This is a genomic window from Viridibacillus sp. KH_047, assembly GCF_057838945.1.
Genome location: NZ_CM174479.1, coordinates 1,240,941 through 1,265,118, shown reverse-complemented (window position 1 = coordinate 1,265,118; position 24,178 = coordinate 1,240,941). Strand labels below are relative to the sequence as shown.

Sequence of the window (24,178 nt, the reverse complement as noted above, 5' to 3'; positions counted from 1 at the left end):
CATTCATTAATATTAGTTTATATGTTTGAAAGCTATTTTAAGGATACAAGACAGTTTTACTAATGTACTCATCATTTTAGTTGTAATTATATTTACATAAATAAAAAATTTTGGAACCTTCTTATTCAATAACCGTTACTATTTACATATCGAATGGGTTAGGAGAAGTACAAATGAAAATTCAAATGGATCGACAAATTAATATATATATCTCATTGCTCGCATTGATTAGCTGCTTATTTATATACTCAAGTAGTACTAATTTCGGACAATATGGTGATGCATTTATAGTAAAGCAAATTACTTTTTATTGTATTGGCTTTGTAATTATGTACGCTGTTTCACGATTAGATTTTGAACAATTGAAGAAAGTATCTTGGCCCTTTTATGGCGTGATTGTCTTCCTATTAATCGCACTTATTTTTGCTCCTGAAAGTATTGCGAGACCGATCAATGAGGCAAAATCTTGGTATCATATAAAATTTATAGGCACTTTCCAGCCTTCCGAGTTTTTTAAGTTCGCACTTTTACTTGTCGTCGCAAAGCTCATTGAAAGTCATAATAAAAAAGAACAAGTTCAAACATACTTTACGGATTTATGGTTATTAACGAAAATTGCTATTATTAGCATTCCACCGATGCTCATCGTGTACAAACAGCCAGATACAGGTATGCTTATGCTTTATATGGCGATGCTTATACCGATGATTTATTTTTCCGGTATAAAAAAACAACTGCTGGCAGTCATTACGATTATCCCAACAGTTTTAATCAGTTCAATCATCATTATTTATTTTTTGTTCAATCAATTTTTCACTGACAAAATTCTAACTAGTTTGGCTCCGCACCAAATATCTCGTATTAACGGTTGGCTCCATCCTTTTGAATTTAGTGATTCAGCCTACCAAACAAAGCAAGGACTATTAGCTATTGGCTCCGGTTTACTTAGCGGAAAAGGTTATTTACAAAATAATGTGTATGTACCTGAAAAACATACGGATTTCATATTTTCTACGATTGCTGAGGAAACCGGATTTATCGGTGCTTCTATTGTTATTGTTTTATTTTTCTTATTAATATACCGTATAGTTTTCCATGCCCTTCATGCTAAAAAACAATTTACTTTCCTAATTGCGGCGGGCATTATCGGCTTATTAGCCTTCCAAATTTTCCAAAACATTGGCATGACGATTGGGTTATTACCCGTTACGGGTGTCACCTTACCATTCCTAAGTTATGGAGGTAGTTCTCTATTATCGAATATGATGCTTATTGGCCTGATTCATGCGATTAAAATGTCGTATAGCGGCTATATGTTCAAAAATACAAATGAAGTGGAAGTGCAATCTGGTGCAAAATCCTACAAATGAAAGGATACTCGTGTTAGTTAGTTTAGCAAGTTTCTTTTTAATACTTCTAATTATTCGATTAGCGTACATAATGATTTTCTAACATAAAAAAACGGCATTTATAAAAATTTTGACGAATAGCGCACTGAATATTTCCCGGAAAATAAAAAGCATTTCCACTGAGATATCGATCTCTCCGGAAATGCTTTTTGTAATTTTTTTCTTTTACCCATTAGATAGAACGCGCTTAGCATCTTCGCGAATAGCTTCTAGACGTTTTTTATCTTCTACACGCTGAACTGCTTGTTCTTGTTTAACTGCTTTATATTCGTCAATACCTGTAACAATGGTATCCCACATGTTCTCAATCGTTTCCATTTTGATGCTTGAGCTACCAGAACGGCGAGCAATATCTACGCTTTGTTGCATGATGTCACTTGTTACATCTTGTAGCATTTGGTTTGCACGATCTTCAAATGCATTTAAAGAGTCTGCATGTAACTTTTGACGGCGTGCATTAACTGCATTGATAATACCCATTTTAAAAACTGGGATTGTTGTTACAAAAGCACTGTTAATCTTAGCAATTAGGTCATTATTTCCGCGTTGCATTGTTTTGATTTGTGGTGCAGCGATAACCGCTACCATACGCGCTTTTTCAAGATCATCTACTTTGCGTTCTAATAATTCCTGTACTGTTCTTAAGTTTTCAAGCTCAATACGCGCCATTTGGTTTCCACCGCTAACACGTGCTTCACATTCAGGAATTAACGACGTTTTTACTTCATCTAGCTTCATTTCTGCTGCTACAATATACTTCTCTAACTCGAAGTAATATTCTATATCCTCTTGATATAGCCCTTCTAAATCACGGTTATTACTTTTCAATTCTTCTTCAATAATCATAAACTGCGCATGGATTTTTTCAATTTCTTTACCAAGCGTATTGTACTTACTAAAAAGAGCTTCTACTTTTTGCTTAGCACGTTTGAAAATTTTATCTAACATGCCTGGCTCTTTTGTTAACTCATTTTTGTCGAATTTATTCATTAACTTTTCTAGTTGGTTCAACAATTCACTTGATTGATCTAGTTTTGATACGGTCATTGTATCTAGAATTCGGTCAGAAAAACGTGACAGTTTGATTGCTGGTTCTTTACCTAATGATAGTAAATCGATTTGATTTCTAATGTCTATCATCTTCACGATTTTTTGGACTTCAGGTTCTTGACGTAATTGTAATTTCATTTCATTTGCTGTTCGTTCGTTTAATCCATCTTTTTCCATAGCAACTAAATCAGACATTTGGACACTCCCTACTCATAAGCTATAAAAACTTATGGATGAATTTTTTTATTATTGAATTTGGTTTTGCTTTTGGCTCTTGATAAGGTTGGTCAAAAACCATATGTTCAAGTAAGTGAACGTCAAATATATCTTTTTCCATATACAATTCTATATCTAATTTACCGGTCGGATTATATAGAATGACGTCTACACCAAATCGGTTTAAAAAGACTAGTAATGCTGCGTCTTCTCGAGATAGTTCCCCGTCCATTTGTGAATGGTATAAAACGAGTCGAGGAATTTCCTGTGAATAATCAAAGTTCTGCAGTAAACGTAACAGTTCAATTGGAATCATTGTTGCTGTTTTAAACATAAAGAGTTGAAGATCTATCTCCTTCTCATGTGCAAGTGGCAGAAGTGAAGGATTTTCACAGCAGTCTTTGATCGTATGTGCAATTGCCTGCTGAATGGATTCCTGTAATTGACCATATTGCCACCAATCACTTGTCATCATTTTCGCAGGTGATAATTCATTATTCTCCAAACAATGATTGTAATGGAATTGGAAATTTGCTTTACTAGTTTTCATATATGGAAATGCTTTAACAAATTGGCAATTCGGACCTTGTATAAGCTTGTGCATATTCTCCCAATATTCTTCACGATCTGCTGAAATACCAGCAATTTTCGCAAAAATAACCGGAATATATATTTGCTCTCCGACAACTTTGAACTCTGGTCGTACCATCGCTTTTTCATTGCCATAAATGAAAATATCATCATATGTTGTACGCAATGTAATAGAACGTGGTAAGTGTTCTTTGAACTGCCATGGTTTATAAACACCAGATTGTTGGTCATGCATTAACTTATCAAAATGTTTACTTGAGCGATAACCAACAGTTGCTTGTCGTTCACGTAATTTCTCAGGAAAAGGTTGCAATGTTGTCGTAGTTGCATAACGATAGACAACCGACAGCTGCTCCTCAGGATCTAACGCAGAAAACTCATCCGTCCCAGTAGGAGAAAAAACTAAAACATCACACCCAAGCTCCATTAATAATAATAAAAAGTAGCGCTGGCTAATGGTCGACTCCCCATACCAAACTACTTTAGGAAATTCATCACCTATATCTAATGACTGTGACCATTTTGCCCAATGGTTTTTAAGCCATTTGATCATATCTATTAAGAATCGTCTAAACTCATTTGAAAGTAACCCTGCTGCTTGCTGTTCTTTAAATAATTCAATGATATTAATCATGGTTAACTGTAAATGCTTATTTATGAAAGCATTTGGATGTTGTGGGATTAATTGATGCCCATACATCATCGCTACCAAACGATTAATAGACAATCCTTTAGGCGTCTCCTGATGTGCCTTTAAGATTGCTTGCACAGCCTGAAAGTCTTTTGGATCGATGTATTTATCTAATTCTTCGCTTAATACATGAACTGAGTCATTTTTTGCCATATCAAATAGTGCATTAAAATAATCATCTTCCTCTACAGGAACACCCAATACACGTACAGCAATTCGACTAAAACGAAACTTAGTATCATCCAGTTCATAAAGCGCTCTTTCTTTACTAGACGCCAAAAACTGCGCTTGCCAATCTGTTGTATCCTTATGTAATATAGGCTCAATTTGCATATTACGCATACAAACTCCTCCTTCCTTAAAGAGTGTGTTTGAACTTATAGCATTTCATTTTCTCTTATAGTGTAACACGATTCACATGCTCTAGAACATCTTGTAATAGCTCTTTCGTGAAGGCTGTACCATTTTCGTTTGAATAGTGAGTTTGAGTTAATTTTTTCGGCTCTTTATCCTTCATATCACCGTGAAGTGGTGTGTAAGAGCGGTCTGCCATTGCTAGCATATTATAGTCCAATATAGAGTCGCCCGCTGCAAAATGATAGTCAAAGCTATATTTATTCTTGATATACGAAACAGCTGCTTCTTTCGTTAGGACATTAGGTAGCATATAGAGTTTTTTCTTTTGTAAGAGTAAATGCCATCCAAGTTCATGTAATTCCTCTTTTAGTTGTTGCAAAGCATTCGCTTGGACATTTTCTAGATGAACATGATTAACATAAAATAAATCATCAATATATAAAGATTTCTCCATCCAATTGGCATACTTTATATCTTTCATAATTTGTAGCATTTGTTCATCTGGCACCGAAGAATCTTCAATGGATTGCCTTAACTGCTTTGCCCATACAAGATCTGGTTTACCATTCTCTAGTATTGTTCCCCCATTACTTGTAACTGCAACAAGCGGATGTAATTCTTGTATGAAATGAATCCGTTCATATTGATGTCTTGCACGCGTAGTAACTGGAACAAATAATGTCTTTTCTCTTACTTCTTTTAGTAACTCCATCGTTTCGTCACACATCCAACTAGACTCTACATCACCTTTACGTTCTACTGAAGATTTCGATCTGGTAGTAGGATAAAGTGACATCATATGATTTGAATAAATGAGTGTACGATCTAAATCAGATGTAAATAGTATCTTCATATTAACTCCTCTATACTCTTTTAATGAGTCCACAACAAGAATAGGACATATTAGGGTATTCTTCAATTGGAATGTTTTTGTCTTTTGCTAATAATAATACATGTTCTAAATCATCAATACATGTGGGGTTAATCAGAATTTTCCATGGCACACGACGCAGTAATACCCTAGTTGTTTCTCCAATCCCAGGCTTTATGAGATTGACATCAGGTATTTCCATTTCTTTTTGAATAGCTTCAACAGCTTTCATCCCAAGCCAAGTAGGCGTTGTATCTTCCAACAGACGCTCTACCAGAATACTTCGCACTTCATCAGCTATATGTTGAAAATATGCCGATATTTTATCAACATATAGATTGGAAACATCGTCGCTTCTCAACTCTTCATAGAATTTTGCACCATGAAAATCCCCTTTTGCTAAAAGATTTTCATTTAAAATTGTACGGCTAACCAGCCCTGAAACTGTAGAATTTAAACAAGCAGATGGAATCAAAAAGTCCTCTCTTGTACCATATAATGACGAACAATGACCTGGATCTGCTAGAACCGCTAAGTCACTGTCAATTTGTGTGCCATGCTTTTCGTTGTAGATCACACATGATTGATCTAGCTCTTTTGTGATTGCCCCTTTGCCTGTCCAACCATCGATAAACTGAATATTAGCATCAGGGTGCTTTTCTAAAATATAGTTGATAGCTGTCTCATCGAAACCTTTCCCACGAATAATTGAAATCGAATAGTGCGGAATATTCTCTTTATAATGTTCTTGCAAGTAGCGCTTGATTAATACACCAATAGGAGTACCCGCTCTTGCTAAACTAACAAGCACTAAATTCTTAAGGCTTTTTTGCATATTTATTTGCTCTGCTACAACACCTACTGCAATAGCAATACGCTTTGCATATGCTGCTAACGTTTGATGAAATAATTTTAAATACTCTTCAGAAGGCTGATATTCAATAGGCAACATTTCTGAATAGTGTGTCCCTGATTGAATTAGTCGTTCACGCTCCTCATTACGCATTTCAAGTGATTGCGTACTTAAATCACGTAATAAAAAGACACAGTCATCCGGCTGATAGCTGCCCATTGGATCTGGAATATAATTTACGTTACTCACTCAAATCCCTCCCCATAGTTCATCACGAGGATATATATTTGCTCTATATTCACAGTTTCCAGTTGTTCTATTAACTCAGATAATGCAGCTTTGTTTGCTATTCTTTCTACTATAATGAAAAGTTCAGTGTATGGGTAGGTATCTAAATTATATAAGAAGTTCACAACGCCATTATTCTCTGGACTATCAAATGACCATTTTTGCGAAATAGTATAACCCTCATTTAAAGAAGGATATATTGGACTACGTGTCGATGATTGGAAATAAACATCTGATCCCATAAATGATGCTACTCGCATTGGGATATACATAAATTCTCCGGTTCCTACTACAAGAGCTGGACCTGTTGTGCGTAATGAAGTAAGTTGTTCTGCCATTTGCTGTAATTGCCCATCAAGCTCATGATGCATTTCAGCTGTTAAGCTAAATCGACCCGTACCTTGTAAATAAGGTGCATTATTCACTCTTTGTCGCTCGTCTGTTGATGTATATGGAAGGATATTATTTGAGTTGGTATCTAGTACTTGAATACGCGCTTTATTTTGCATTGCATTTTCTAGCTTCTGTTCCGCTAATTCTGGTGCCCCGTGTAACTCAAAGTGACCTTGCACAATGGATATAAACTGAATCGTAATGCCCCACTCTTGCTCTAACTGATTAAAAATGTCCTGTTTTTCCTGTGGACGCCAATCTAAAATAGACATAACCGTGTAATGCTTAATATGTGGAAAACGTTCATTTAACGTCTTAATAATATTAATCACTGTATTACCTGTCGTCATTTCATCATCCACTAAAACGATACGTTGTGCTTGCTCAAAAACCGCTTCATTTGTTGAATAAACACGATGACTTGTTGCATGTGAGTGTTCCTCTTCAAAACAGATAATAGGCTCAAGCTCATTAATCAATTCTCGTGTCGTATGAATATAAGTAGCATTTGAACTAAAGTTACGGAAAACGGCATGTCCTAAAGCCGTAGCAGTTTCAGCAAAACCGATAAAAAGTGTCTCATGTTGTAAGTTTACCGGCAGTTTTGTCACTTGCTCAAGCGTTTCATGTACATCTACTTCACGTCGTAATGCACGAACTACTAGATTTTCTAACTCATGCATTTCACCATAAGTCTCTTCCATATAGCGCATACTTAGTAATGTACCTACTAATAACGGCATTTGAGGTTCAACTGCTAAATGCTTCCCAAGTACTTTACTGACAAAAAGAAATCCTCTCTTTTTATTAATACGCGTTGCCATTTGAAATAAATCCTCTATGTTGAAATGATATGGATTATTATCTAATGTTACGGTAATTTCATAGTCACCTAAAATAGGTAGTCGTTGTTCATATTGATTCTTTATCAATTCATTCACCATCCATACTTAATAAAAACGTTGCAAAATCAGCTGATTCATTTAAAACTCCAAAGAATTTTGCTCTCATAAGAATTTCTTCTGCCCAAAAACTATGAGGTTTCATCTCGTTCATCTTATTAGCATATTGACTCTTCAGTACTCCTTTAGAACCGTCATTATGCTTCTTGATACTAATTGCATCCATATATTCTTCATGTGTCACTGCATAGAGCGCATGGACATATCGAATATGTGATGGATGGATAATAGTCTTTCCTACTATTCCATTTTGTTTATCTAACAATACCTCTTTTACTAAACCATCTATATATTTATCTAAAATTGCCTGACGCTCACTAACAGCACCGTTTTTAATAAATGGGGTTTGTCTTAACGATGGTTTAAGTACCCGCTCGTGACTAAAGTATTCCCATACAGGTCCAGAAATTACATAGGCATCTGGTTGTCTCTTAAACACATTGACGATGTCAGCCATACAATCTCTTATTATTGAAACATCATAAATTGTCGAATCTGCACTACGACGAATACCATATATACCACAGAAATCTGTTGCACCAATCCGTACGTTTAAAACGAACTCACGATACTGATCTAATAACTGTTTAATTGCTAGCAATTTTTCTATTCGTAGCTCCTTGTAAATAATATCCGGTGTTTCTAATATCGGCATACCGTAAATTTTCAGATTATATTGCTGCTTAGCTTCAGCTAATAAAGAAAAAAATTCTTGTCCTACTTCGACAGTAAACTTAGGGAAAACATACCCCATTAATACCACTTGTTTATGGCCCATTGCTTGCATTAAGCGACGCAATTGCTGAGGATCTCTTACTCTAATAAAGATAAGAGGGATATTCTCTATTATTGAACTATCTTGTACATACTTTTCATAAAGGCTATCCAAAGCCATCACAACTAATTTTTCGGCTTTTTCAACATCATGATCACCAACAGCATCCTCTAAATCTATTACGAGAGAGGTTAAATCATTGTATTTACGATTTTGAATTACCTCGTCTAACTTCGGTAATGTGCCTGGCATATATAAGGTTGCACCTAATGAATAAGCTAACGCTTGTGGATTGTCCCATTTCGTAAATTGTTCTGGTGCTCTATAGAAAATTGTATCTAACATATTTTCAAAATGTCTCATATTGTTCTCTCCAACGATTTAAAATGACCTTACAAATTAATAGAAAAAGGCATTCTATGAGTCAAAAATTAGTCGACTAATAGAACGCCTTCATGCTTAGTGTTACATATTTTCAAGCTTTTTCTTATTTCTGAAATGTACAATGAATGTACCTAAGAAAGCAACAATTAAGATAAGGAAGAAAGTTGTATTCTCCATGTGGAAACCGAATACACCTGCAAACATTTTAATCGCAATAATAGCGATTAATACAAAGGCTGTCGTCTCCATCTCTGGAACTTTTTCGATTAATGTAAGGAATACACCAGCAATTGTTCTCATCATTATTATTCCAAGAATACCGCCTAGTAATAGGACCCATACTTGGTCAGAAATCGCAAAAGCAGCTAAAATCGAATCAATAGAGAATGCAATATCCATTAACTCTACTGAAATGACCGTTGCCCAGAATAACCCAAACACACGTACAGTCCAGCTTTCCTTTTTAAACTCTTTTACTCCGTCATCTTCTCCACCTTTATTTTTGAAGTGAGAATAGACGATCCATCCTAAATACAAGGCACCTAGAACTTTAACAATAGAGAATTTAACAAGGTAAACACCAATTCCTATAAATAAAAATCGGAAAATGTAAGCACCCAACATTCCATAAAGAAGTGCTTTTTTTCTTTGTTCTGGAGGCAAATGCTTTACTAATACAGCTAATACAAGTGCATTATCTGCGGATAATAAGCCCTCCATCACAACTAGAGAACCGATTAAACCCCATGCTTCAGGGCTTTTTAATACCTCCCCCCACATTTCCCAGTTGAAGAATTGAGCGTATGTACCCAATATTTCGTTGATTATTTCCAAGTGACTTCCTCCGTTAAAAACATATTAAATTGTATGTCGATTAGCAGAACTTATTGTAGTCCATATGCGTTTACTAAAGCTCCTAAGCCACCTTGGTAACCTGAACCTACTGCTGCAAATTTCCAATCATTATTGTGACGGTATAATTCACAGAATACTACAGCTGTTTCAATACTGAAGTCTTCGCCTAAATCATATCGTAGTACTTCACTTTGTGAATCTTCATTTAATAAACGTACATAAGCATTTAATACTTGTCCAAAGTTTTGACGACGAGTGTCGGCTTCATGAATTGTAACAGTTACTACGATTTTATCGATTTGAGGTGAGATTTTGCTTAAATCCACTAGAATTTTCTCATCGTCACCATCACCTGCACCCGTACGATTATCTCCTGTATGTGTAACAGATTGATCTGCACTAACTAGGTTGTTATAAAAGATAAAATCTTGTTCGTTACGGCATTTACCAGATGCATCTAATAAAAACACAGATGCATCAAGATCAAAGTCTTGTCCGCTATCAAACTGCTTTACATCCCAACCTAATCCGATACCTATATTTTTTAAACTAGGATCATTTTTTGTTAAATCGATTCGTTGTCCTTTACTTAGCTGAATAGCCATACACAAGACACCCTTTCTAAGTTTAATTAAAAGAAGATCAGTTCACATCTAAGCCGTAATCATTACAAAGTGCTGTTAATCCGCCTTGGTATCCAGCACCAATCGCATTGAATTTCCACTCTGCACCGTGACGATAGATTTCACCAACAACAACCGCTGTTTCTATACTGAAATCTTCACCTAAATCGTAACGTACGATTTCTTCTTTTGTATCAGCATTCACTACACGAATAAATGCATTTGATACCATACCAAAGTTTTGACGACGAGCTTCAGCATCGTGAATTGTAACTGTAAACGCAATTCTTTCGATAGATGCTGGGATTTGGTTTAATGATACTTTTGACGTTTCATCATCGCCATCTCCAGCACCCGTTAAGTTATCACCAGAATGCTCAACAGCACCGCCAGCACCTTTTGTATTGTTATAGAAGACAAAATCTTCTGGAGCAGTCACTTTGCCGTTAGCACCTAATAAAAATACTGAAGAATCTAAGTCAAAATCTCCGCCACCATCATACTTGTTTGTATCCCATCCTAATCCAACGATTAGATTAGATAAACCAGGGTTTGTTTTTGTTAAATCTACTTTTTGTCCTTTTTGTAACGAAATTGAAGCCATTTGAAATTCCTCCTAAGTTTTAATGTTTTATATTATTGAAATCGATTACAAACTTCGCCTAATTTAGCATCTGTTGTACCATCACCAATGGCACCAAATTTCCACTCACCATTATGACGGTAAATCTCACCTGTTACTAAAGTTGTTAAATTAGCATAGTTATCAGATAAATTATAACGAATCAATTCATTCCCAGTATTAGGTTCAAATACACGAATATATGCATTTTGCATCATACCGAAATGTTGCTTACGTTTTACACAATCGTAAATATTAACAACAAACACAAGTTTATCGTAATCTGCTGGCACAGCTTTTAAATCGATTGTAATGACTTCATCATCGCCGTCGCCATCACCTGTTAAATTATCTCCAGAGTGTTGAACAGATCCACATTTACTTTTTAGTTTGCCGAAATAAACGACATCTTGACCATCTTTTAAATGACCGTCTTTTAACATTAATACAGAGGCGTCACAGTCAACATTACTACCACTACCTCCGCCACCAAATAGTCCACCTAATAGACCGCCGCTTTTCCCTTGGCTAACTGGGTCCCAGCCTAAACCAACCATTACGCGATTTAAATCCGCTTTTCCCTTTGTTAAATCGACTCTTTGACCTTTTTGTAAATTAATGCCCATAGTCATTCACTCCCTATTTTAAAAAAATCCTCACATATTTCAGCCTTAATTTGAAAAGAAACATCATAAAATCTAAACTTCTTATATTTGTAATTATATAACAAATGTTATGAATATTAGTAATATTTTCTTTGAATCAAATTAAATTGTATTCCCAGTAATAGATTTACTATTGGGCTATTGCCTCTGTCACAAATTCACCTTGTTATGTAAAGAATTACTCCGTATAGCAATCAATTTATACGGCTTAATACTATATACGATTATAACTTTAAAAGGTTTCATTTTTTTTTTCAAATCCTAGATAAATAAAAAGGAAGATTTCTTAATCCGCTGTCGATTAAGAAATCTTCCTTTTTTTATTATTTCAATCATTATTCCGTATTATTCGTGCAATTTCCCAGGAAATAGTTGAAAGAAAAATTGTTCAATATAAGAAAATAGATTGCCGGAATCCTTTTTCTGATCTTCTTCTACAATTTCCTCCAAATTAAGAATTTGCTCTTTCCCACCAGTTGTATAATAGAGCATTTGATCAAGTACTTTTAAATCACTCGATTCTTGCTCATTAATCTTCGTTTGCTTCGAACCATCCATATGAATTCTTGTTAAATAACCTATTTTATCTTTGTTACTAAAATATAACCAATCTTCAGCTTTCACTAAGTATTTTGCATTTGTATTTGTTAATTTTTTTTCGTTTCCTGTCTTTGTATCTCTTATATAAATACCTCTGCTACCATCTACCTTCGTATAGTAAACCTTGTCTCCAGACTTCACAAAATCTTCGGTATCTCTGATAAAATTATATGTTGTATCAGAAGCCTTTTGATAATCCTTAGTTACCCATCTGTGATCTTCCGCCAATACTGAATCAGATAACAAGAAATATTTGCTACTTACTTTACCTGCACGATCTGGTGTAGGGTCATTAAAAGTAGAATCAACATGATACCACTTACCATCTACTTTCACTAAATTCCATGAATGCGCAACTTGATCGACATACCCTACAACATATCTTACATCGATTCCTGCTGCTTGATATAATTTATAAGCCGCTAATGTATAGCCTTGGCAAACCGCTTTTCCTTCTTTGAAAACAGCATAAGCTGAGTGAGCGCTTGCTTTAGTATCCGACCCGTATTTTGTATTTAACACGATATAATTATTAATCGCTTTTACTTTGTCAAAATCACTCATCTTTTCAGATATCTCTTCATTTATAAAACGTTTTACTTGTGCATCTACATACTGCTCTTGATTCTTCGACGTATGATAAGAAAACGTATAGTTTATAATAGCTGAACTTGAATTATATTGATAATGAATATTACTCTCTTTAAAACTACCTGAGAGATAATCATCAGCAGCTAAAAGTTGTTCCACGACTCCATTTATTTGATCCATTTTTTGCGTAATATTGCCCTTATAAGAGATGATTAACTTCCCGTCATAATTGTGCATAGCCCTAGACACGGCTGTTTTTAGACCTTTAACAGAGGAAACAGTGACTGCATCTTTTGCAGCTGATACTTCCAAAATCCTATCACTACTACTTGTTAAGGCCAATATCAATATTAAACTGAAAATCGATAGGTACCAATTTACCTTTCTCAAGTCATCATCACATCCTCTACTTCATAAGTCTACAGTCAATGAACTTGATCTTCAATTTTTAATAGGATAATTTAAAAGAAGGACACTACAGAAAGTCCTCATTCCCTATTATATTTTAACCATGTCGAAGTATTCCAGAAAAGAACTCTAAACAATATTTTAATTTTGTATTAAATCAACATGCATTCATTGTTATTTCATATTCACTAATCGTAATGACTAATTTATTTTTTTCCATAACTCTGAAATGCCAGGTAACCTGCATTTAGGAGACTTATTGTTTTACTTAGAAACTATCTATAGAAATAGCACTATATAGTTGGGTCCGAAATTTTAATTTCATTCCCTGAATTGTAATACTCCCTATTCATGTTAAGGTAAGCAAGTCTACGGACTATTTGATATGATAGTAGCAGAATGACGAATGTACTGAGGTGGTCTTGTGCAAGACATAATACAAAAAATGCAATCGCTTGGCTTTAACCAATATGAAGCCAAAGCATATTTGGCATTAGTGCGACTTGGCTCTGCCAGTGCTTATCAAGTAAGTAAGGACTCAGGTATTCCACGTGCACGCATATATGAAATTTTAAACGGACTTGAAAAACAAGGGCTTGTCTTGAAAGAAGAAATTAACGAAGCGGCGCAATATTCTCCGCTCCCTGTTGATGTCTTTTTAGAATCAATGCAGTCGAATTGGCGCACTAATTTTGAATCTATTAGCGAGTCGTTAAAAGAACTTGAAAAAACAGAACTGACACCAGATAATCGTGTAGCAACATTAAAAGGTGCCGAGCATATTCTTTCCTTCTGTCGTACTTTGCTGAAAAAAGCAGAGAAAAAAGCGGTGATTTCATTTTGGGGAGATATGTATGAAGAGCTACTTGCAGATTTACAAGCAACTTCAGAGAAATGTGGACTAAAAGGGATTGTCTTTGAAATTGAACAGCCCTTACAAGGTTTAGATCATCACCGTATAACTTCTTATACGGAGAATATCGGTCATCAAAAGTGGTTTATCTTGTCTATTGATGGTAAAGAAATGATTTACGGTCCATCAATTTTAGAAAGGGAGACTGCCTTTTATACCGACGACCCCATCCATATTTATTTGTTAGAAAACTATATTTGGCATGATATTCTCGTCAATCGTCTAGTCAAAAAACAAAACGATACAGTTGAGAAATGGATTGCAACTGAGAGAGAACAATTTTTTTCAATGTAATCAGAAAATGACCTTCGCATATTATTTTGCGAAGGTCATTTTTTATAAAATATGTAAGTAATCTAATACGTTTTTAAGGATTAAAATTACCGTAACAAAAATGAATAATACACGTACATAGCTTGCACCTTTTTTAATAGCAAATTTCGAGCCAACAATTGCTCCAACAATCATCGCAAGCCCCATCGGAATACCGTAAGAAAAATTAACGGCTCCTAGAAATAAGAACATTATAAGTGCCGCAATATTACTAGCAAAATTCAAAAACTTCGCACTGCCTGCAGCTTGTAAAAAATCAAAACCAATCATTAAAAATGCAAAGATAAAAAAAGAACCGGTCCCGGGCCCTAAAAAGCCATCATAAAAACCAATTATTGTCATTACAACCGTAAATATTAGCGCCTTCTTCTTATCTAATTTCGCATAAGTAGACTTTTGACCCCAGTTTTTTTTGAAGATGGTATATGTTGCTACAGCAATTAACAGTATTAACACAAGTGGCTTCAGTACTTCTGGTGATATAAAGTGTACAAACCATGCACCTAACATCGAGCCAAGGAATACAAGCGGGAAGTATTTACCGACTATTTTAAAATCGATTTTTCCAGAACGAAAAAATGAAATAGTACTAGTAAGGGACCCCATAGACCCTGCTAGCTTATTCGTTGCAATCGCTGTAGAGGGTGATAATCCCGTAAACATTAGAGCAGGAATAGAAATCAAACCGCCCCCACCAACAACCGAATCAATAAATGCTGCTAAAAAACCAAAGGCAACTAACAATAAAAGTGTATATAAGTCCAAATCCATCATGTAAACCATCTCCCTAACTTTCTACTACAAGATTAATGACGTTACTACTTTAATAGTAACTACACTTCACTGCTTTGTAAATAGAGAATAGACTATAATTCTAAAATATTTAAACAACTCTACCATAAGTTTCGTATACTAAGTTATGGAGAGGAATGATTTAATGATTAACATCTTTTTCACTATCGGGATTATAGCAATTCTCATTGCTGGTCTTGTTATAGGTGCATGGCAATCGGGAGAAAGGGACCGACGATCCGTTCAAAATATTACACCAGAAGACCGTGCTCTAAGGATGAAAATAAGTACATATAGTTTGGCAGTTGGCGTAATTTGTTTCATAATCGTTTGGGTACTTTAGTATTTTGACATTAAATAAGGTAGTAAGAGCATCTGCTTTTACTACCTTTTTTTTATTCAATTACTTTGTAATCCATTTTAATTAATATTCTATAATATTTTGTAAAATAAGGTAATGAGTTAATTTCAGCGCAATTATTTAAAGTAGATAATGCACTTTCAATTAGGAATGCCCGAGGCTCTTCTTTATTCATCAATTCTTCTTGTATAAAATACAGAAGTTTTAAGTACGTTTCTCGCCTAGATTCATCGTTAACGAATACTTTTTCAATTTCTTTCCTTAAACCGAGTGTTGTAAAGGACAATTCATTATCTAATGAGTCCTCATTATCTCCGTCTGGAAATAGATTATTTACATGCTCCGGAGTGAATAAACGAATTCCTTCTCTACTTATATCTTCTAAGATATTCATCATACGGTCCATACCATACTTAGCAATTTGCTTATCCGGAATTCTCTCACCCAACATTTTACTTGTCTGACGGAAGTTTTGAATAATTCCCATATAAATAATGGCACAATCAAATGAGTACGCTTGTTTTTCCACTGGAAGTATGTTCAGGAAACGTCCATGTATCCATTTTAAGAACATAAATTTGAAATCCTTAATAAATTTTATTAATTCCGGATCATTCGAAACAATTACATCATCTAAAAGTTGTTGTAATTTATTTTGTCGATTGATCCCTATCATTAAAACTACTTGTTCTACAAATACATCAACATCAGATAGATCTTCACCAATCAGTAATTTATCCATCTTCTCTTTTATTTCAGCTATGACTAATTTAAATACAGCTTTAAAAAGATCCGCTTTAGAAGGGAAATAATTGTAAAAAGATCCTTTAGAAATACCACTGTGATCTAATATTTCTTGTATCGAAGTAGCATGATAGCCTTTTTCTATAAACAATTCATGTGTTTTTTCTATAACATGCTTTTTTCGTTTATTCATATATATACTCCTTTAAAATCAACCTTTAATTCCTCATAACTATATCTTACCACAATAAACCTTAAGTATATTTTTGGACCGATAGTATACTTTAGTTTGGATTAATAATATCAATGGATGCAATTAGTAGATGGTAAAGGGCTTTTTTTAGTTTAGATCGCCAATCAAGTTTATTCTTCTTTTTTGGGTTTCCAAAGTAAAACTTGGTCTTCTTTATTAGCTCCTTGTAAATAAAGTGCTTTTACATGCGCTAAATTTGAATCCTTTATTACAAAGTCGAAACCACCTGATTTACCACCTAACAGCACGGTTTTCATTCGCAAATAAAATTTATCTTCCTTAATATCAAAAGTATAACCCGCATACTTTTTTTTGCTATCTGTAAAGTCTCCTTTTATATGCAAAGTTTGTCCATCATATACTTCCACTTCGTCAATTTGAATAGCTGATGTATCTGTTATTTTAGCAATGAGTGTATAAATAGCAAAGCTGAAAATCGCTAAAACTAAAACAGACGCTACTAATCCTAATACCATACTTTTTTTCAAATCAATCACCCGTCCGCTCTGTCATACATTCCACTATAATACATTTTTACCCGTCTCACTATTTTCAAGTCGTATTAATTTTATAGTTTATTCTCAGCCAATAAATCCAAAGACCGTGATAAAGATGGCATTGTATGTGAGAGATAAGCCCTTTTCATAACAAAACAAGCATCTTCCCTTTGTGAAAGATGCTTGTTTTTATTTACTTAGACTTTTCGATTGCTCGCATTTTTTGCAGTCTGGACATTTGCCGTAGATTTCAAATTTGTGATCATCAATTTCGTATGATGGTAGTTGCTCTTGCAGGAGGTCCATTGGGCAGAGATGAATTTCTTTAATATTGCCACACGCCATACAAATAAAATGGTGATGATGATGTTCCGTTTCACATTGCATGCGGAAGTGTCGCTCGCTGGAAAGTTCAGTTTCTTCAAGAATACCTAGCTGGACGAATGTAGCCAGATTACGATAGATTGTGTCGTAACTCATACCAGGATAATCCTTTTTCATAACAAGCAGTAGGTCCCGTGCGGTTAAATATTTTTCAGTAGCCGCGAACATATCTAAGATTTGCTCTCGTTTGTCCGTTTTTTTATAGCCATTCTCTTTTAAAATTTCCCACGCTCTAGAAATATTCATACCCAAACTCCTCCTTGTAAATTAAGCGCGTACGCTCATTGCAATCTTCTTACCCACAATAACGACTAATAAAATCAAAATAGAGATTACAACGATTGTTCCACCAGGTGCTAGGTCTAAGTAAAAAGCAGATACAAGACCTGCTATTACAGCCGTTTCACCAAAAATAATCGCATATAATATCGCTTGTTTAAAGCCTTTAGCAATGCGAATACTCGCTGCCACTGGTAACGTCATTAATGATGAAACTAGTAAGATTCCAACAATTCGCATACTAGCAGCAATAACTAGAGCTGTCACAATCATAAATAATAAGTGAATCCATTTCGCAGGCAAACCACTCGCTTTTGCATATTCATCATCAAATGATAAAACAAATAATTCTTTATAAAATAAATAAATAAATACTATCACTAACAAAGCTATTACTACAACAATTAATAAATCCTGTCTACTAACAGCTGATACCGAACCAAATAAATAACTAAATAAATCCGTACTGAAGCCTTTTGCAAGGGAGATAAAAATCGCACTAATCCCTATCCCACCAGACATAATAATGGGTATCGCTAACTCCTCATAATGCTTATATAAGCGACGTAATCGTTCAATAAGTACTGAGCCACTAACAGATGCCACAATCCCTAAATAAAGCGGATTAAGTAATGCTAGCCCCGTGAAAGTTTGGCTTAAATATAAGCTACCCGCTATCCCTGCAAGGGTTACATGGCTTAGTGCATCCGCAATTAATGATAATCTTCTAACAACGATGAAAACGCCAAGTAACGGAGCAATGATTCCTATAATAATTCCAGATAAGAATGCATTTTGTAAAAATTCATAATGTAATATTGATGAAATCATTGCGTCTTCTCCTCTTTGGTATGGTGAATTTTACGGACTGCGTGACCATACCAAGCATTCAATTGATCGTCTGATAATGAATCATAATCGTTCTTGAAGCCATGGAAATGGATTGTTTGATTTAAACAAGCAACATGACTTATGCGATTTGAAACCGTATCGACATCATGTGTTACTAAAATCATTGTCATTTTATGGTGCTCATTTAAATTTGCGAGCATATCATAAAATGACTGCACATTTTCGTGGTCAATCCCGACTGTCGGCTCATCTAAGATTAATAACTTCGGCTCTGCGACAAGCGCTCTCGCTATAAAGACACGCTGCTGTTGCCCGCCTGACAACTCACCGATATTCCGATTCGCAAAGCCATCCATTCCGACATCTTGTAATGCTTGCATCACTTTATCATTTTGATCAGCTAAGTGGCGCTTGAAAAGACCCATCTTCTTTGTTAAGCCACTTGCAACAACTTCCTTAACTGTAGCTGGGAAACCTGAGTTAAACGAGTTTGATTTTTGTGAAACATAACCAATCAACTCACGTTTTTTAAATGTGTTTGCCGGCTGTCCAAATAATTCAATTTGACCGGAAGTTGGTTTCATCAATCCTAAGATCAGCTTTAACATTGTTGATTTCCCTGAGCCATTTGGTCCGAGTAATGCGAGAAAATCGCCTTGCTCCACTTTTAAAGAAATATTTGATAACACCTGCGTATAGTCATATTGGAATGAAACATTTTTAAGTTCAATTAAAGGCACTTGCGCCATATTCTTCGCTTCTTTCTAATTCAGAATCATTACGATTTACAAAGAATTAGTATAAGTGAAAGATAGAACTTTGTAAAGAATGAATACTTGAAAGGGTGAAAGTATGGATTATATGTCAATAATACAGGAATTCCAAGGCAAATCGGATGAGGAGCTCGCCCTCTATGCAAAAAATTACAAGATTCCATTATCGAAAAAAGAAATTCAAAAGTTGCGCCCACTATTATCGTCCTTTTCCATTCAATGGGTGCTAATGGGGATACCTGATCAAGTAATGCGGGATATTGAAAAAGCCATTGGCAAACAAAAAACAGCAGATTTACTAAAACAGTTTGGTCGCTAAAATTTTGACAACTTCATGAAACAGCACAAAAAAGACTTCTCACCTTTTTTGGCGAGAAGTCTTAATTATTTAAATTATTCCCCTCTTAATGCGTCGATTTTTTCGGGCATAAAAGTTTGGTTACGGAACATTTCAATTTCATATTTGTATGGTGCTTTTTTATTTTTTGCATCTGTACCAACAAATGGTGTTTCTAAAATTTTCGGTACATCTTGGAATGCTTCATGGTGGACAATGCGGTTTAAGGCGTCAAAGCCAATATGACCAAAGCCAATATTTTCATGACGGTCCTTCGCTGCGCCGCAAACATTTTTACTATCATTGATATGGAGCACTTTGATACGATCGATACCAATCGTTTTATCAAAGTTTTCTAGAACTCCATCAAAATCATTAATAATATCATAGCCTGCATCATGTGTGTGACATGTGTCAAAGCATACAGACAGACGTTCGTTGTTTTTTACACCATCGAAAATCTGAGCAAGCTCTTCAAAAGTGCGACCACATTCAGAGCCTTTACCAGCCATCGTTTCAAGAGCGATTTGTACTGGATAATCTTGTGATAGAACTTCATTAAGTCCTTCAATAATTCTTGCTATACCAACTTCAGTACCTGCACCAACATGAGCACCTGGGTGTAAAACAATTTGTTTTGCACCGATAGCAGCAGTTCGTTCAATTTCTTTTTGTAAGAAGTCGACACCTAGTGCAAACACTTCAGGTTTTGTTGTATTGGCAATATTGATAATGTAAGGTGCATGAACAACAATATTCGATAGACCATGCTCCTTCATATGGAATAATCCTGCGTCAATATTTAACTCTTCGATTGGTTTTCTGCGTGTGTTTTGAGGAGCACCAGTATAGATCATGAAAGTGGATGCCCCGTAGGATGCTGCTTCTTCACTTGAAGCTAGTAGCATTTTTTTGCCGCTCATAGATACGTGTGAGCCAATAAGCATGGTCTGTGGTCCTCCTTACTATTTCTGACGGTTTTTCAAACGACGTTCACGTTTTTTAACTTTATCCATTTCCCATTTCATATTACGTTTATAACCAGGTTTAACCTTCTTAGGTTTACGGACAAGAGCTTTCGCTTTTTTGTCAATTTCGTTTTCTTTTTTCTCACGGTTTTGACGTGCATTACGTTCTTTCATGTCAACCAGTTCGCCGTTTTTAATGTCTTTTGGTTGGAATGTAATACCCATCTTCTCAACGCGTGCAATTGCATCTTCTTCTGATGGTTCGAAAATTGTGATAGCCGTTCCTTTGTTACCAGCACGAGCTGTACGACCTACACGGTGAATGAAGAATTCTAAATCCGAGGGTAATTCGTAGTTAATAACATGGCTGACTCCTGGAATATCGATTCCACGTGCAGCAAGGTCTGTTGCAACGATGTATTGGAATTCCAAGTCACGTACTTGTTTCATTACTTTTTTACGGTCACGTGGTGATAGATCTCCGTGAATACGTCCAGCTTTGACCCCATTATTTGCTAAGAAATCAGCAACATAGTTCGCTTGTGAACGTGTGTTTGTGAATATAATAGCTAAATACGGATTGATTGTTTTCATCACTTCAAGTAAACGGCTATTTTTTGATTTACTACGAGTTGATACTAAATAGAAATCTAAATTTTCCGCTACAGGTTTTTTATCATCCATTTTAATATGGACTGGTGATGACATATATTTTTTCAAGAATGGTTGTAATTTCTCAGGAACTGTTGCTGAGAATACGAACATTTCAAGAGTTTCAGGCATTTGAGAAGCGAATTTATCGATATCCTCGATGAAGCCCATGTCGAATGCAAGGTCTGCTTCATCTACCACAAGCATTGGCGCCGTATATACTAACAAAGCTTTTTCATCAACTAAATCACGGATTCGTCCTGGTGTACCGACAACAATTTGCGGTTGTGTTTTTAGTTTATCGATTGAGCGTTGTTTGTCTGTACCCCCGATGAACAATTTGGCTTGGATCGATGTTTCTTCGATTAGTTTTTGCAACTCTGCATAAATTTGAGTTGCAAGCTCACGAGTTGGTGCAGCAATTACCGCTTGCACTTCCTCTTTATCTGCACGGATTCGCTCTACGATTGGAATAAGGAAACTATGTGTTTTCCCTGTACCTGTATGCGCTTGACCGATAGCACTCTTTCCTTTTAACACCAAAGGAATTATTTCCTTTTGGATAGGCGTTGGTTCTGTGAAACCTAATTTCTTAATTGCATCTTGCAAAAAAGGTTGAAAATTGTAATCTGTATATTTGGACATAATTGTCCCTCCTAACTTACTTACCTTATTGTAACATGATTCGTACATTTAGTAGACCATTTGCATATGATATCTATTAATAGTACGTACGTCAATTCAAGGTGACCAATATTTTTTAAAAATATTGGCCATTCTTGACAAAAATGTGCAAATTTCAAGAAGAAAGGAGATCATTAATGCGCTATTCATCATTTTATCCATTTGCGCAAGGTTTATCGCGATCTGGGGGTGCATTAGGTGGCGCAGCCCAGGGCGCTGCTAACATGTTTGGTGGGGGTGCTGCTTCTGCTGGGCCTAGCGCTGCCGGTATGTTTGGTAGGGCTGCGGCATCTGCTGGACCTGGGGCTGCTGGCATGTTCGGAAGAGCCGCTGCTGCTGGACCTGGGGCTGCTGGTATGTTTGGTAGGGCCGCTTCTGCGGCTGGGCCTGGAGCTGCTGGCATGTTGGGTAGGGCCGCTTCTGCGGCTGCTGGGCCGGGGGCTGCCGGTATTGCAAACGCAGCTGGAGCTGTTGGCGGTTTAGCGAAAATGGATCAATATTTAGCCACTGCTGATAGATTTATGTCTACCGCACAACAATTCACTCCTATTTTTAAGCAAATGTCGCCAATGTTCCAAAACTTACCTGCACTTTATAGATTATACAAAGGTTTTAAATCAATTCCTTCATCTGATGCAGCCGGAGGAGGGGCTGCATCTGCTAGTACAGGAGGGGCTACCACTGGCCGGGAATCACGCTCTCCAAATAATGATTTAGATCTTGATAGTGATACGCCAGAACCAAGAACATCCATCCCTAGAACACCTAGACCTTCCACACCTCGTATATTCCAACCACCATTTATACCGTAAATCGTAACCGATTCTTTGTATAAAGGTGGGCTGTCCGTTATAATGGTATTTAACGAGCAATGAAGGGAGTTCGGATTATGCAAGTAACTAAAATCACGCCACGAGGATATTGCTATGGTGTTGTAGATGCCATGGTCATCGCGCGCAACGCTGCATTAGACAAAACATTACCTAGACCTATCTATATTCTCGGAATGATCGTTCATAATAAACATGTAACGGATGCATTTGAACAAGATGGAATTATTACTCTTGATGGTGAAAACCGTAAAGACATTTTAGAAAAAGTTGATAAAGGAACAGTCATTTTCACAGCTCATGGCGTATCGCCTGAAATTCGTGAAATTGCACGTCAAAAAGGCTTAGTATCAATTGATGCTACATGCCCTGACGTAACTGTAACCCATGACTTAATAGCCGAAAAATCACAAGAAGGCTATGACATTATCTATATTGGGAAAAAAGGACATCCAGAGCCAGAAGGTGCCATTGGTGTAGCTCCTGATCATGTACATTTAGTGCAATCTATTGAAGATATCGAACAATTACAATTAAATCGCGAAAAATTACTTGTAACAAACCAAACGACAATGAGTCAATGGGATGTTGCGCATTTAATGAAGCGTTTGGAAGAAAAATTCCCAAATATCGAAGTGCACAAAGAAATTTGTCTAGCAACTCAAGTTCGCCAAGAAGCTGTTGCTAAGCAAGCTGGTGCAACAGATTTATTAATTGTAGTTGGAGATCCAAAAAGTAATAACTCTAACCGTCTAACTCAAGTTTCTGAAGAAATTGCACATACAAGATCTTATCGTATCGCTGACCTTTCTGAATTGAAATTAGAGTGGTTAGAAGGAGTTAATACTGTAGGTGTCACAGCTGGTGCTTCTACACCAACACCAATCGTTAAGGAAGTAATCAATTTCTTAGACCAATACGACCCTGCAGATCCAGAAACTCATAATATGGAACGCTCTGTCACACTTGATAAAATCTTACCTAAAATTAAAACGCCAAAGCCGGTTGTGAAAATCGAACCATATCCGACTTCGAAATAATTATGAAAAGTCCCTGATGTTGAAAGATTGCATCAGGGGCTTTTTTATTGGGTGGGTCGTGTGGGGTTAGTGTTACTCGCTTGGATTTTGGGGCTACTTGCGGGCTTTGGCGCTACTCACTCCGGCTTTAGCTCTACTCACTCGGTTTTTGGCGCTACTCACGGGCTTTAGCTCTACTCACTCAGCTTTGGCACTACTCACTCCGGCTTTAGCTCTACTCACTCGGTTTTTGGCGCTACTCACGGGCTTTAGCTCTACTCACTCGGCTTTTGGCGCTACTCAC

Annotated in this window: 25 protein-coding genes and 1 pseudogene; 7 read left to right on the top strand and 19 right to left on the bottom strand. The window is 36.0% G+C overall.

The features are described from left to right. The first annotated feature begins 173 nt into the window (after positions 1-173). A complete protein-coding gene (locus AC3IS5_RS06335) occupies positions 174-1,370 on the top strand; it encodes an FtsW/RodA/SpoVE family cell cycle protein (RefSeq protein WP_489427038.1) in 1,197 nt (398 codons plus the stop codon). Between the two features lie 204 nt (positions 1,371-1,574). Here the strand turns inward: AC3IS5_RS06335 and AC3IS5_RS06330 are convergent, their stop codons facing one another. The 11 genes from AC3IS5_RS06330 to AC3IS5_RS06280 all read right to left on the bottom strand — a co-directional run bounded on the left by AC3IS5_RS06330 (position 1,575) and on the right by AC3IS5_RS06280 (position 13,186). Beyond that, positions 1,575-2,654 carry a toxic anion resistance protein gene (locus AC3IS5_RS06330; RefSeq protein WP_489427037.1) on the bottom strand — a complete coding sequence of 360 codons (1,080 nt, stop codon included), beginning with the start codon at positions 2,652-2,654 and terminating at the stop codon, positions 1,575-1,577. A gap of 22 nt (positions 2,655-2,676) precedes the next feature. Then, positions 2,677-4,299 carry a YceG family protein gene (locus AC3IS5_RS06325; RefSeq protein ID WP_489427036.1) on the bottom strand — a complete coding sequence of 541 codons (1,623 nt, stop codon included), beginning with the start codon at positions 4,297-4,299 and terminating at the stop codon, positions 2,677-2,679. Between the two features lie 55 nt (positions 4,300-4,354). Beyond that, a complete protein-coding gene (locus AC3IS5_RS06320; protein WP_489427035.1) occupies positions 4,355-5,167 on the bottom strand; it encodes an HAD family hydrolase in 813 nt (270 codons plus the stop codon). 10 nt (positions 5,168-5,177) lie between these two features. Beyond that, the gene (locus AC3IS5_RS06315; RefSeq protein WP_489427824.1) at positions 5,178-6,257 is read right to left on the bottom strand and encodes a cysteine protease StiP family protein; all 1,080 of its coding nucleotides are present in this window, start codon (positions 6,255-6,257) and stop codon (positions 5,178-5,180) included. 26 nt (positions 6,258-6,283) lie between these two features. Continuing rightward, positions 6,284-7,651, bottom strand: coding sequence for a phosphoribosyltransferase family protein (locus AC3IS5_RS06310; protein WP_489427034.1), 1,368 nt, complete (start codon positions 7,649-7,651; stop codon positions 6,284-6,286). A gap of 1 nt (position 7,652) precedes the next feature. Further along, positions 7,653-8,819, bottom strand: coding sequence for an HpcH/HpaI aldolase/citrate lyase family protein (locus tag AC3IS5_RS06305; RefSeq protein ID WP_489427033.1), 1,167 nt, complete (start codon positions 8,817-8,819; stop codon positions 7,653-7,655). A 102-nt stretch (positions 8,820-8,921) separates the two neighbouring features. Further along, positions 8,922-9,674: a TerC family protein gene (locus tag AC3IS5_RS06300; protein ID WP_489427032.1), complete on the bottom strand. Its 753-nt coding sequence runs from the start codon at positions 9,672-9,674 to the stop codon at positions 8,922-8,924. Positions 9,675-9,724: 50 nt separating this feature from the next. Beyond that, positions 9,725-10,300, bottom strand: a complete 576-nt coding sequence (locus AC3IS5_RS06295) for a TerD family protein (protein ID WP_489427031.1) — start codon at positions 10,298-10,300, stop codon at positions 9,725-9,727. A gap of 37 nt (positions 10,301-10,337) precedes the next feature. Then, positions 10,338-10,922, bottom strand: a complete 585-nt coding sequence (locus tag AC3IS5_RS06290) for a TerD family protein (RefSeq protein ID WP_489427030.1) — start codon at positions 10,920-10,922, stop codon at positions 10,338-10,340. A gap of 32 nt (positions 10,923-10,954) precedes the next feature. Further along, the gene (locus AC3IS5_RS06285) at positions 10,955-11,566 is read right to left on the bottom strand and encodes a TerD family protein (RefSeq protein WP_489427029.1); all 612 of its coding nucleotides are present in this window, start codon (positions 11,564-11,566) and stop codon (positions 10,955-10,957) included. Between the two features lie 384 nt (positions 11,567-11,950). Continuing rightward, a complete protein-coding gene (locus AC3IS5_RS06280) occupies positions 11,951-13,186 on the bottom strand; it encodes a transglutaminase domain-containing protein (RefSeq protein WP_489427028.1) in 1,236 nt (411 codons plus the stop codon). A 442-nt stretch (positions 13,187-13,628) separates the two neighbouring features. On the opposite strand from AC3IS5_RS06280, the gene AC3IS5_RS06275 reads away from it, so the two are divergent. After that, positions 13,629-14,411: a TrmB family transcriptional regulator gene (locus AC3IS5_RS06275; protein ID WP_489427027.1), complete on the top strand. Its 783-nt coding sequence runs from the start codon at positions 13,629-13,631 to the stop codon at positions 14,409-14,411. Between the two features lie 42 nt (positions 14,412-14,453). Here AC3IS5_RS06275 and AC3IS5_RS06270 read toward each other — a convergent pair whose 3' ends face one another. Then, positions 14,454-15,224, bottom strand: a complete 771-nt coding sequence (locus AC3IS5_RS06270) for a sulfite exporter TauE/SafE family protein (protein ID WP_489427026.1) — start codon at positions 15,222-15,224, stop codon at positions 14,454-14,456. Between the two features lie 163 nt (positions 15,225-15,387). On the opposite strand from AC3IS5_RS06270, the gene AC3IS5_RS06265 reads away from it, so the two are divergent. After that, on the top strand, positions 15,388-15,585 hold the full coding sequence (locus AC3IS5_RS06265; RefSeq protein WP_489427025.1) for a DUF5316 family protein: 198 nt from the start codon (positions 15,388-15,390) through the stop codon (positions 15,583-15,585). Positions 15,586-15,637: 52 nt separating this feature from the next. On the opposite strand, the gene AC3IS5_RS06260 is transcribed toward AC3IS5_RS06265, so the two are convergent. Together AC3IS5_RS06260 and AC3IS5_RS06255 are read right to left on the bottom strand one after the other, a co-directional pair. Next, entirely contained in the window at positions 15,638-16,540 is a 903-nt protein-coding gene (locus AC3IS5_RS06260; RefSeq protein ID WP_489427024.1) for a TetR/AcrR family transcriptional regulator, read from the bottom strand. Positions 16,541-16,710: 170 nt separating this feature from the next. Continuing rightward, positions 16,711-17,088: a hypothetical protein gene (locus tag AC3IS5_RS06255; protein WP_489427023.1), complete on the bottom strand. Its 378-nt coding sequence runs from the start codon at positions 17,086-17,088 to the stop codon at positions 16,711-16,713. A gap of 99 nt (positions 17,089-17,187) precedes the next feature. Here AC3IS5_RS06255 and AC3IS5_RS06250 point away from each other — a divergent pair. After that, a pseudogene (locus tag AC3IS5_RS06250) lies at positions 17,188-17,235 on the top strand (excalibur calcium-binding domain-containing protein); the annotation flags it as partial. Between the two features lie 51 nt (positions 17,236-17,286). Here the strand turns inward: AC3IS5_RS06250 and AC3IS5_RS06245 are convergent. The 3 genes from AC3IS5_RS06245 to AC3IS5_RS06235 are packed head-to-tail and all read right to left on the bottom strand — an operon-like array spanning position 17,287 to position 19,361. After that, complete coding sequence (locus AC3IS5_RS06245) at positions 17,287-17,727, bottom strand: Fur family transcriptional regulator (protein WP_489427022.1); 441 nt, start codon at positions 17,725-17,727, stop codon at positions 17,287-17,289. A gap of 21 nt (positions 17,728-17,748) precedes the next feature. Further along, positions 17,749-18,591 (bottom strand): metal ABC transporter permease, encoded by an 843-nt coding sequence (locus AC3IS5_RS06240; protein WP_489427021.1) that lies wholly within the window; start codon positions 18,589-18,591, stop codon positions 17,749-17,751. After that, positions 18,588-19,361 (bottom strand): metal ABC transporter ATP-binding protein, encoded by a 774-nt coding sequence (locus tag AC3IS5_RS06235; protein ID WP_489427020.1) that lies wholly within the window; start codon positions 19,359-19,361, stop codon positions 18,588-18,590. Before AC3IS5_RS06235 ends, AC3IS5_RS06240 begins: the two co-directional genes overlap by 4 nt. A gap of 103 nt (positions 19,362-19,464) precedes the next feature. Between AC3IS5_RS06235 and AC3IS5_RS06230 the strand changes: the two genes are divergently transcribed. Beyond that, positions 19,465-19,704: a hypothetical protein gene (locus AC3IS5_RS06230; protein ID WP_038186948.1), complete on the top strand. Its 240-nt coding sequence runs from the start codon at positions 19,465-19,467 to the stop codon at positions 19,702-19,704. 74 nt (positions 19,705-19,778) lie between these two features. Here the strand turns inward: AC3IS5_RS06230 and AC3IS5_RS06225 are convergent, their stop codons facing one another. Continuing rightward, on the bottom strand, positions 19,779-20,669 hold the full coding sequence (locus AC3IS5_RS06225; RefSeq protein ID WP_489427019.1) for a deoxyribonuclease IV: 891 nt from the start codon (positions 20,667-20,669) through the stop codon (positions 19,779-19,781). An 18-nt stretch (positions 20,670-20,687) separates the two neighbouring features. Further along, positions 20,688-21,986 (bottom strand): DEAD/DEAH box helicase, encoded by a 1,299-nt coding sequence (locus tag AC3IS5_RS06220; protein WP_489427018.1) that lies wholly within the window; start codon positions 21,984-21,986, stop codon positions 20,688-20,690. Positions 21,987-22,162: 176 nt separating this feature from the next. On the opposite strand from AC3IS5_RS06220, the gene AC3IS5_RS06215 reads away from it, so the two are divergent. Next, a complete protein-coding gene (locus AC3IS5_RS06215; RefSeq protein WP_489427017.1) occupies positions 22,163-22,837 on the top strand; it encodes a hypothetical protein in 675 nt (224 codons plus the stop codon). Between the two features lie 77 nt (positions 22,838-22,914). Then, positions 22,915-23,895 carry a 4-hydroxy-3-methylbut-2-enyl diphosphate reductase gene (locus AC3IS5_RS06210; protein ID WP_489427016.1) on the top strand — a complete coding sequence of 327 codons (981 nt, stop codon included), beginning with the start codon at positions 22,915-22,917 and terminating at the stop codon, positions 23,893-23,895. The last annotated feature ends 283 nt before the right edge of the window (positions 23,896-24,178 follow it).

Coding starts and splice junctions, on each gene's coding strand:
- AC3IS5_RS06335 (WP_489427038.1), top strand. CDS start 174: ATGAAAATTCAAATGGATCGACAAATTAATATATATATCTCATTGCTC.
- AC3IS5_RS06330 (WP_489427037.1), bottom strand. CDS start 2,654: ATGTCTGATTTAGTTGCTATGGAAAAAGATGGATTAAACGAACGAACA.
- AC3IS5_RS06325 (WP_489427036.1), bottom strand. CDS start 4,299: ATGCGTAATATGCAAATTGAGCCTATATTACATAAGGATACAACAGAT.
- AC3IS5_RS06320 (WP_489427035.1), bottom strand. CDS start 5,167: ATGAAGATACTATTTACATCTGATTTAGATCGTACACTCATTTATTCA.
- AC3IS5_RS06315 (WP_489427824.1), bottom strand. CDS start 6,257: ATGGGCAGCTATCAGCCGGATGACTGTGTCTTTTTATTACGTGATTTA.
- AC3IS5_RS06305 (WP_489427033.1), bottom strand. CDS start 8,819: ATGAGACATTTTGAAAATATGTTAGATACAATTTTCTATAGAGCACCA.
- AC3IS5_RS06295 (WP_489427031.1), bottom strand. CDS start 10,300: ATGGCTATTCAGCTAAGTAAAGGACAACGAATCGATTTAACAAAAAAT.
- AC3IS5_RS06290 (WP_489427030.1), bottom strand. CDS start 10,922: ATGGCTTCAATTTCGTTACAAAAAGGACAAAAAGTAGATTTAACAAAA.
- AC3IS5_RS06285 (WP_489427029.1), bottom strand. CDS start 11,566: ATGGGCATTAATTTACAAAAAGGTCAAAGAGTCGATTTAACAAAGGGA.
- AC3IS5_RS06270 (WP_489427026.1), bottom strand. CDS start 15,224: ATGATGGATTTGGACTTATATACACTTTTATTGTTAGTTGCCTTTGGT.
- AC3IS5_RS06265 (WP_489427025.1), top strand. CDS start 15,388: ATGATTAACATCTTTTTCACTATCGGGATTATAGCAATTCTCATTGCT.
- AC3IS5_RS06260 (WP_489427024.1), bottom strand. CDS start 16,540: ATGAATAAACGAAAAAAGCATGTTATAGAAAAAACACATGAATTGTTT.
- AC3IS5_RS06245 (WP_489427022.1), bottom strand. CDS start 17,727: ATGAATATTTCTAGAGCGTGGGAAATTTTAAAAGAGAATGGCTATAAA.
- AC3IS5_RS06240 (WP_489427021.1), bottom strand. CDS start 18,591: ATGATTTCATCAATATTACATTATGAATTTTTACAAAATGCATTCTTA.
- AC3IS5_RS06235 (WP_489427020.1), bottom strand. CDS start 19,361: ATGGCGCAAGTGCCTTTAATTGAACTTAAAAATGTTTCATTCCAATAT.
- AC3IS5_RS06230 (WP_038186948.1), top strand. CDS start 19,465: ATGGATTATATGTCAATAATACAGGAATTCCAAGGCAAATCGGATGAG.
- AC3IS5_RS06225 (WP_489427019.1), bottom strand. CDS start 20,669: ATGCTTATTGGCTCACACGTATCTATGAGCGGCAAAAAAATGCTACTA.
- AC3IS5_RS06220 (WP_489427018.1), bottom strand. CDS start 21,986: ATGTCCAAATATACAGATTACAATTTTCAACCTTTTTTGCAAGATGCA.
- AC3IS5_RS06215 (WP_489427017.1), top strand. CDS start 22,163: ATGCGCTATTCATCATTTTATCCATTTGCGCAAGGTTTATCGCGATCT.
- AC3IS5_RS06210 (WP_489427016.1), top strand. CDS start 22,915: ATGCAAGTAACTAAAATCACGCCACGAGGATATTGCTATGGTGTTGTA.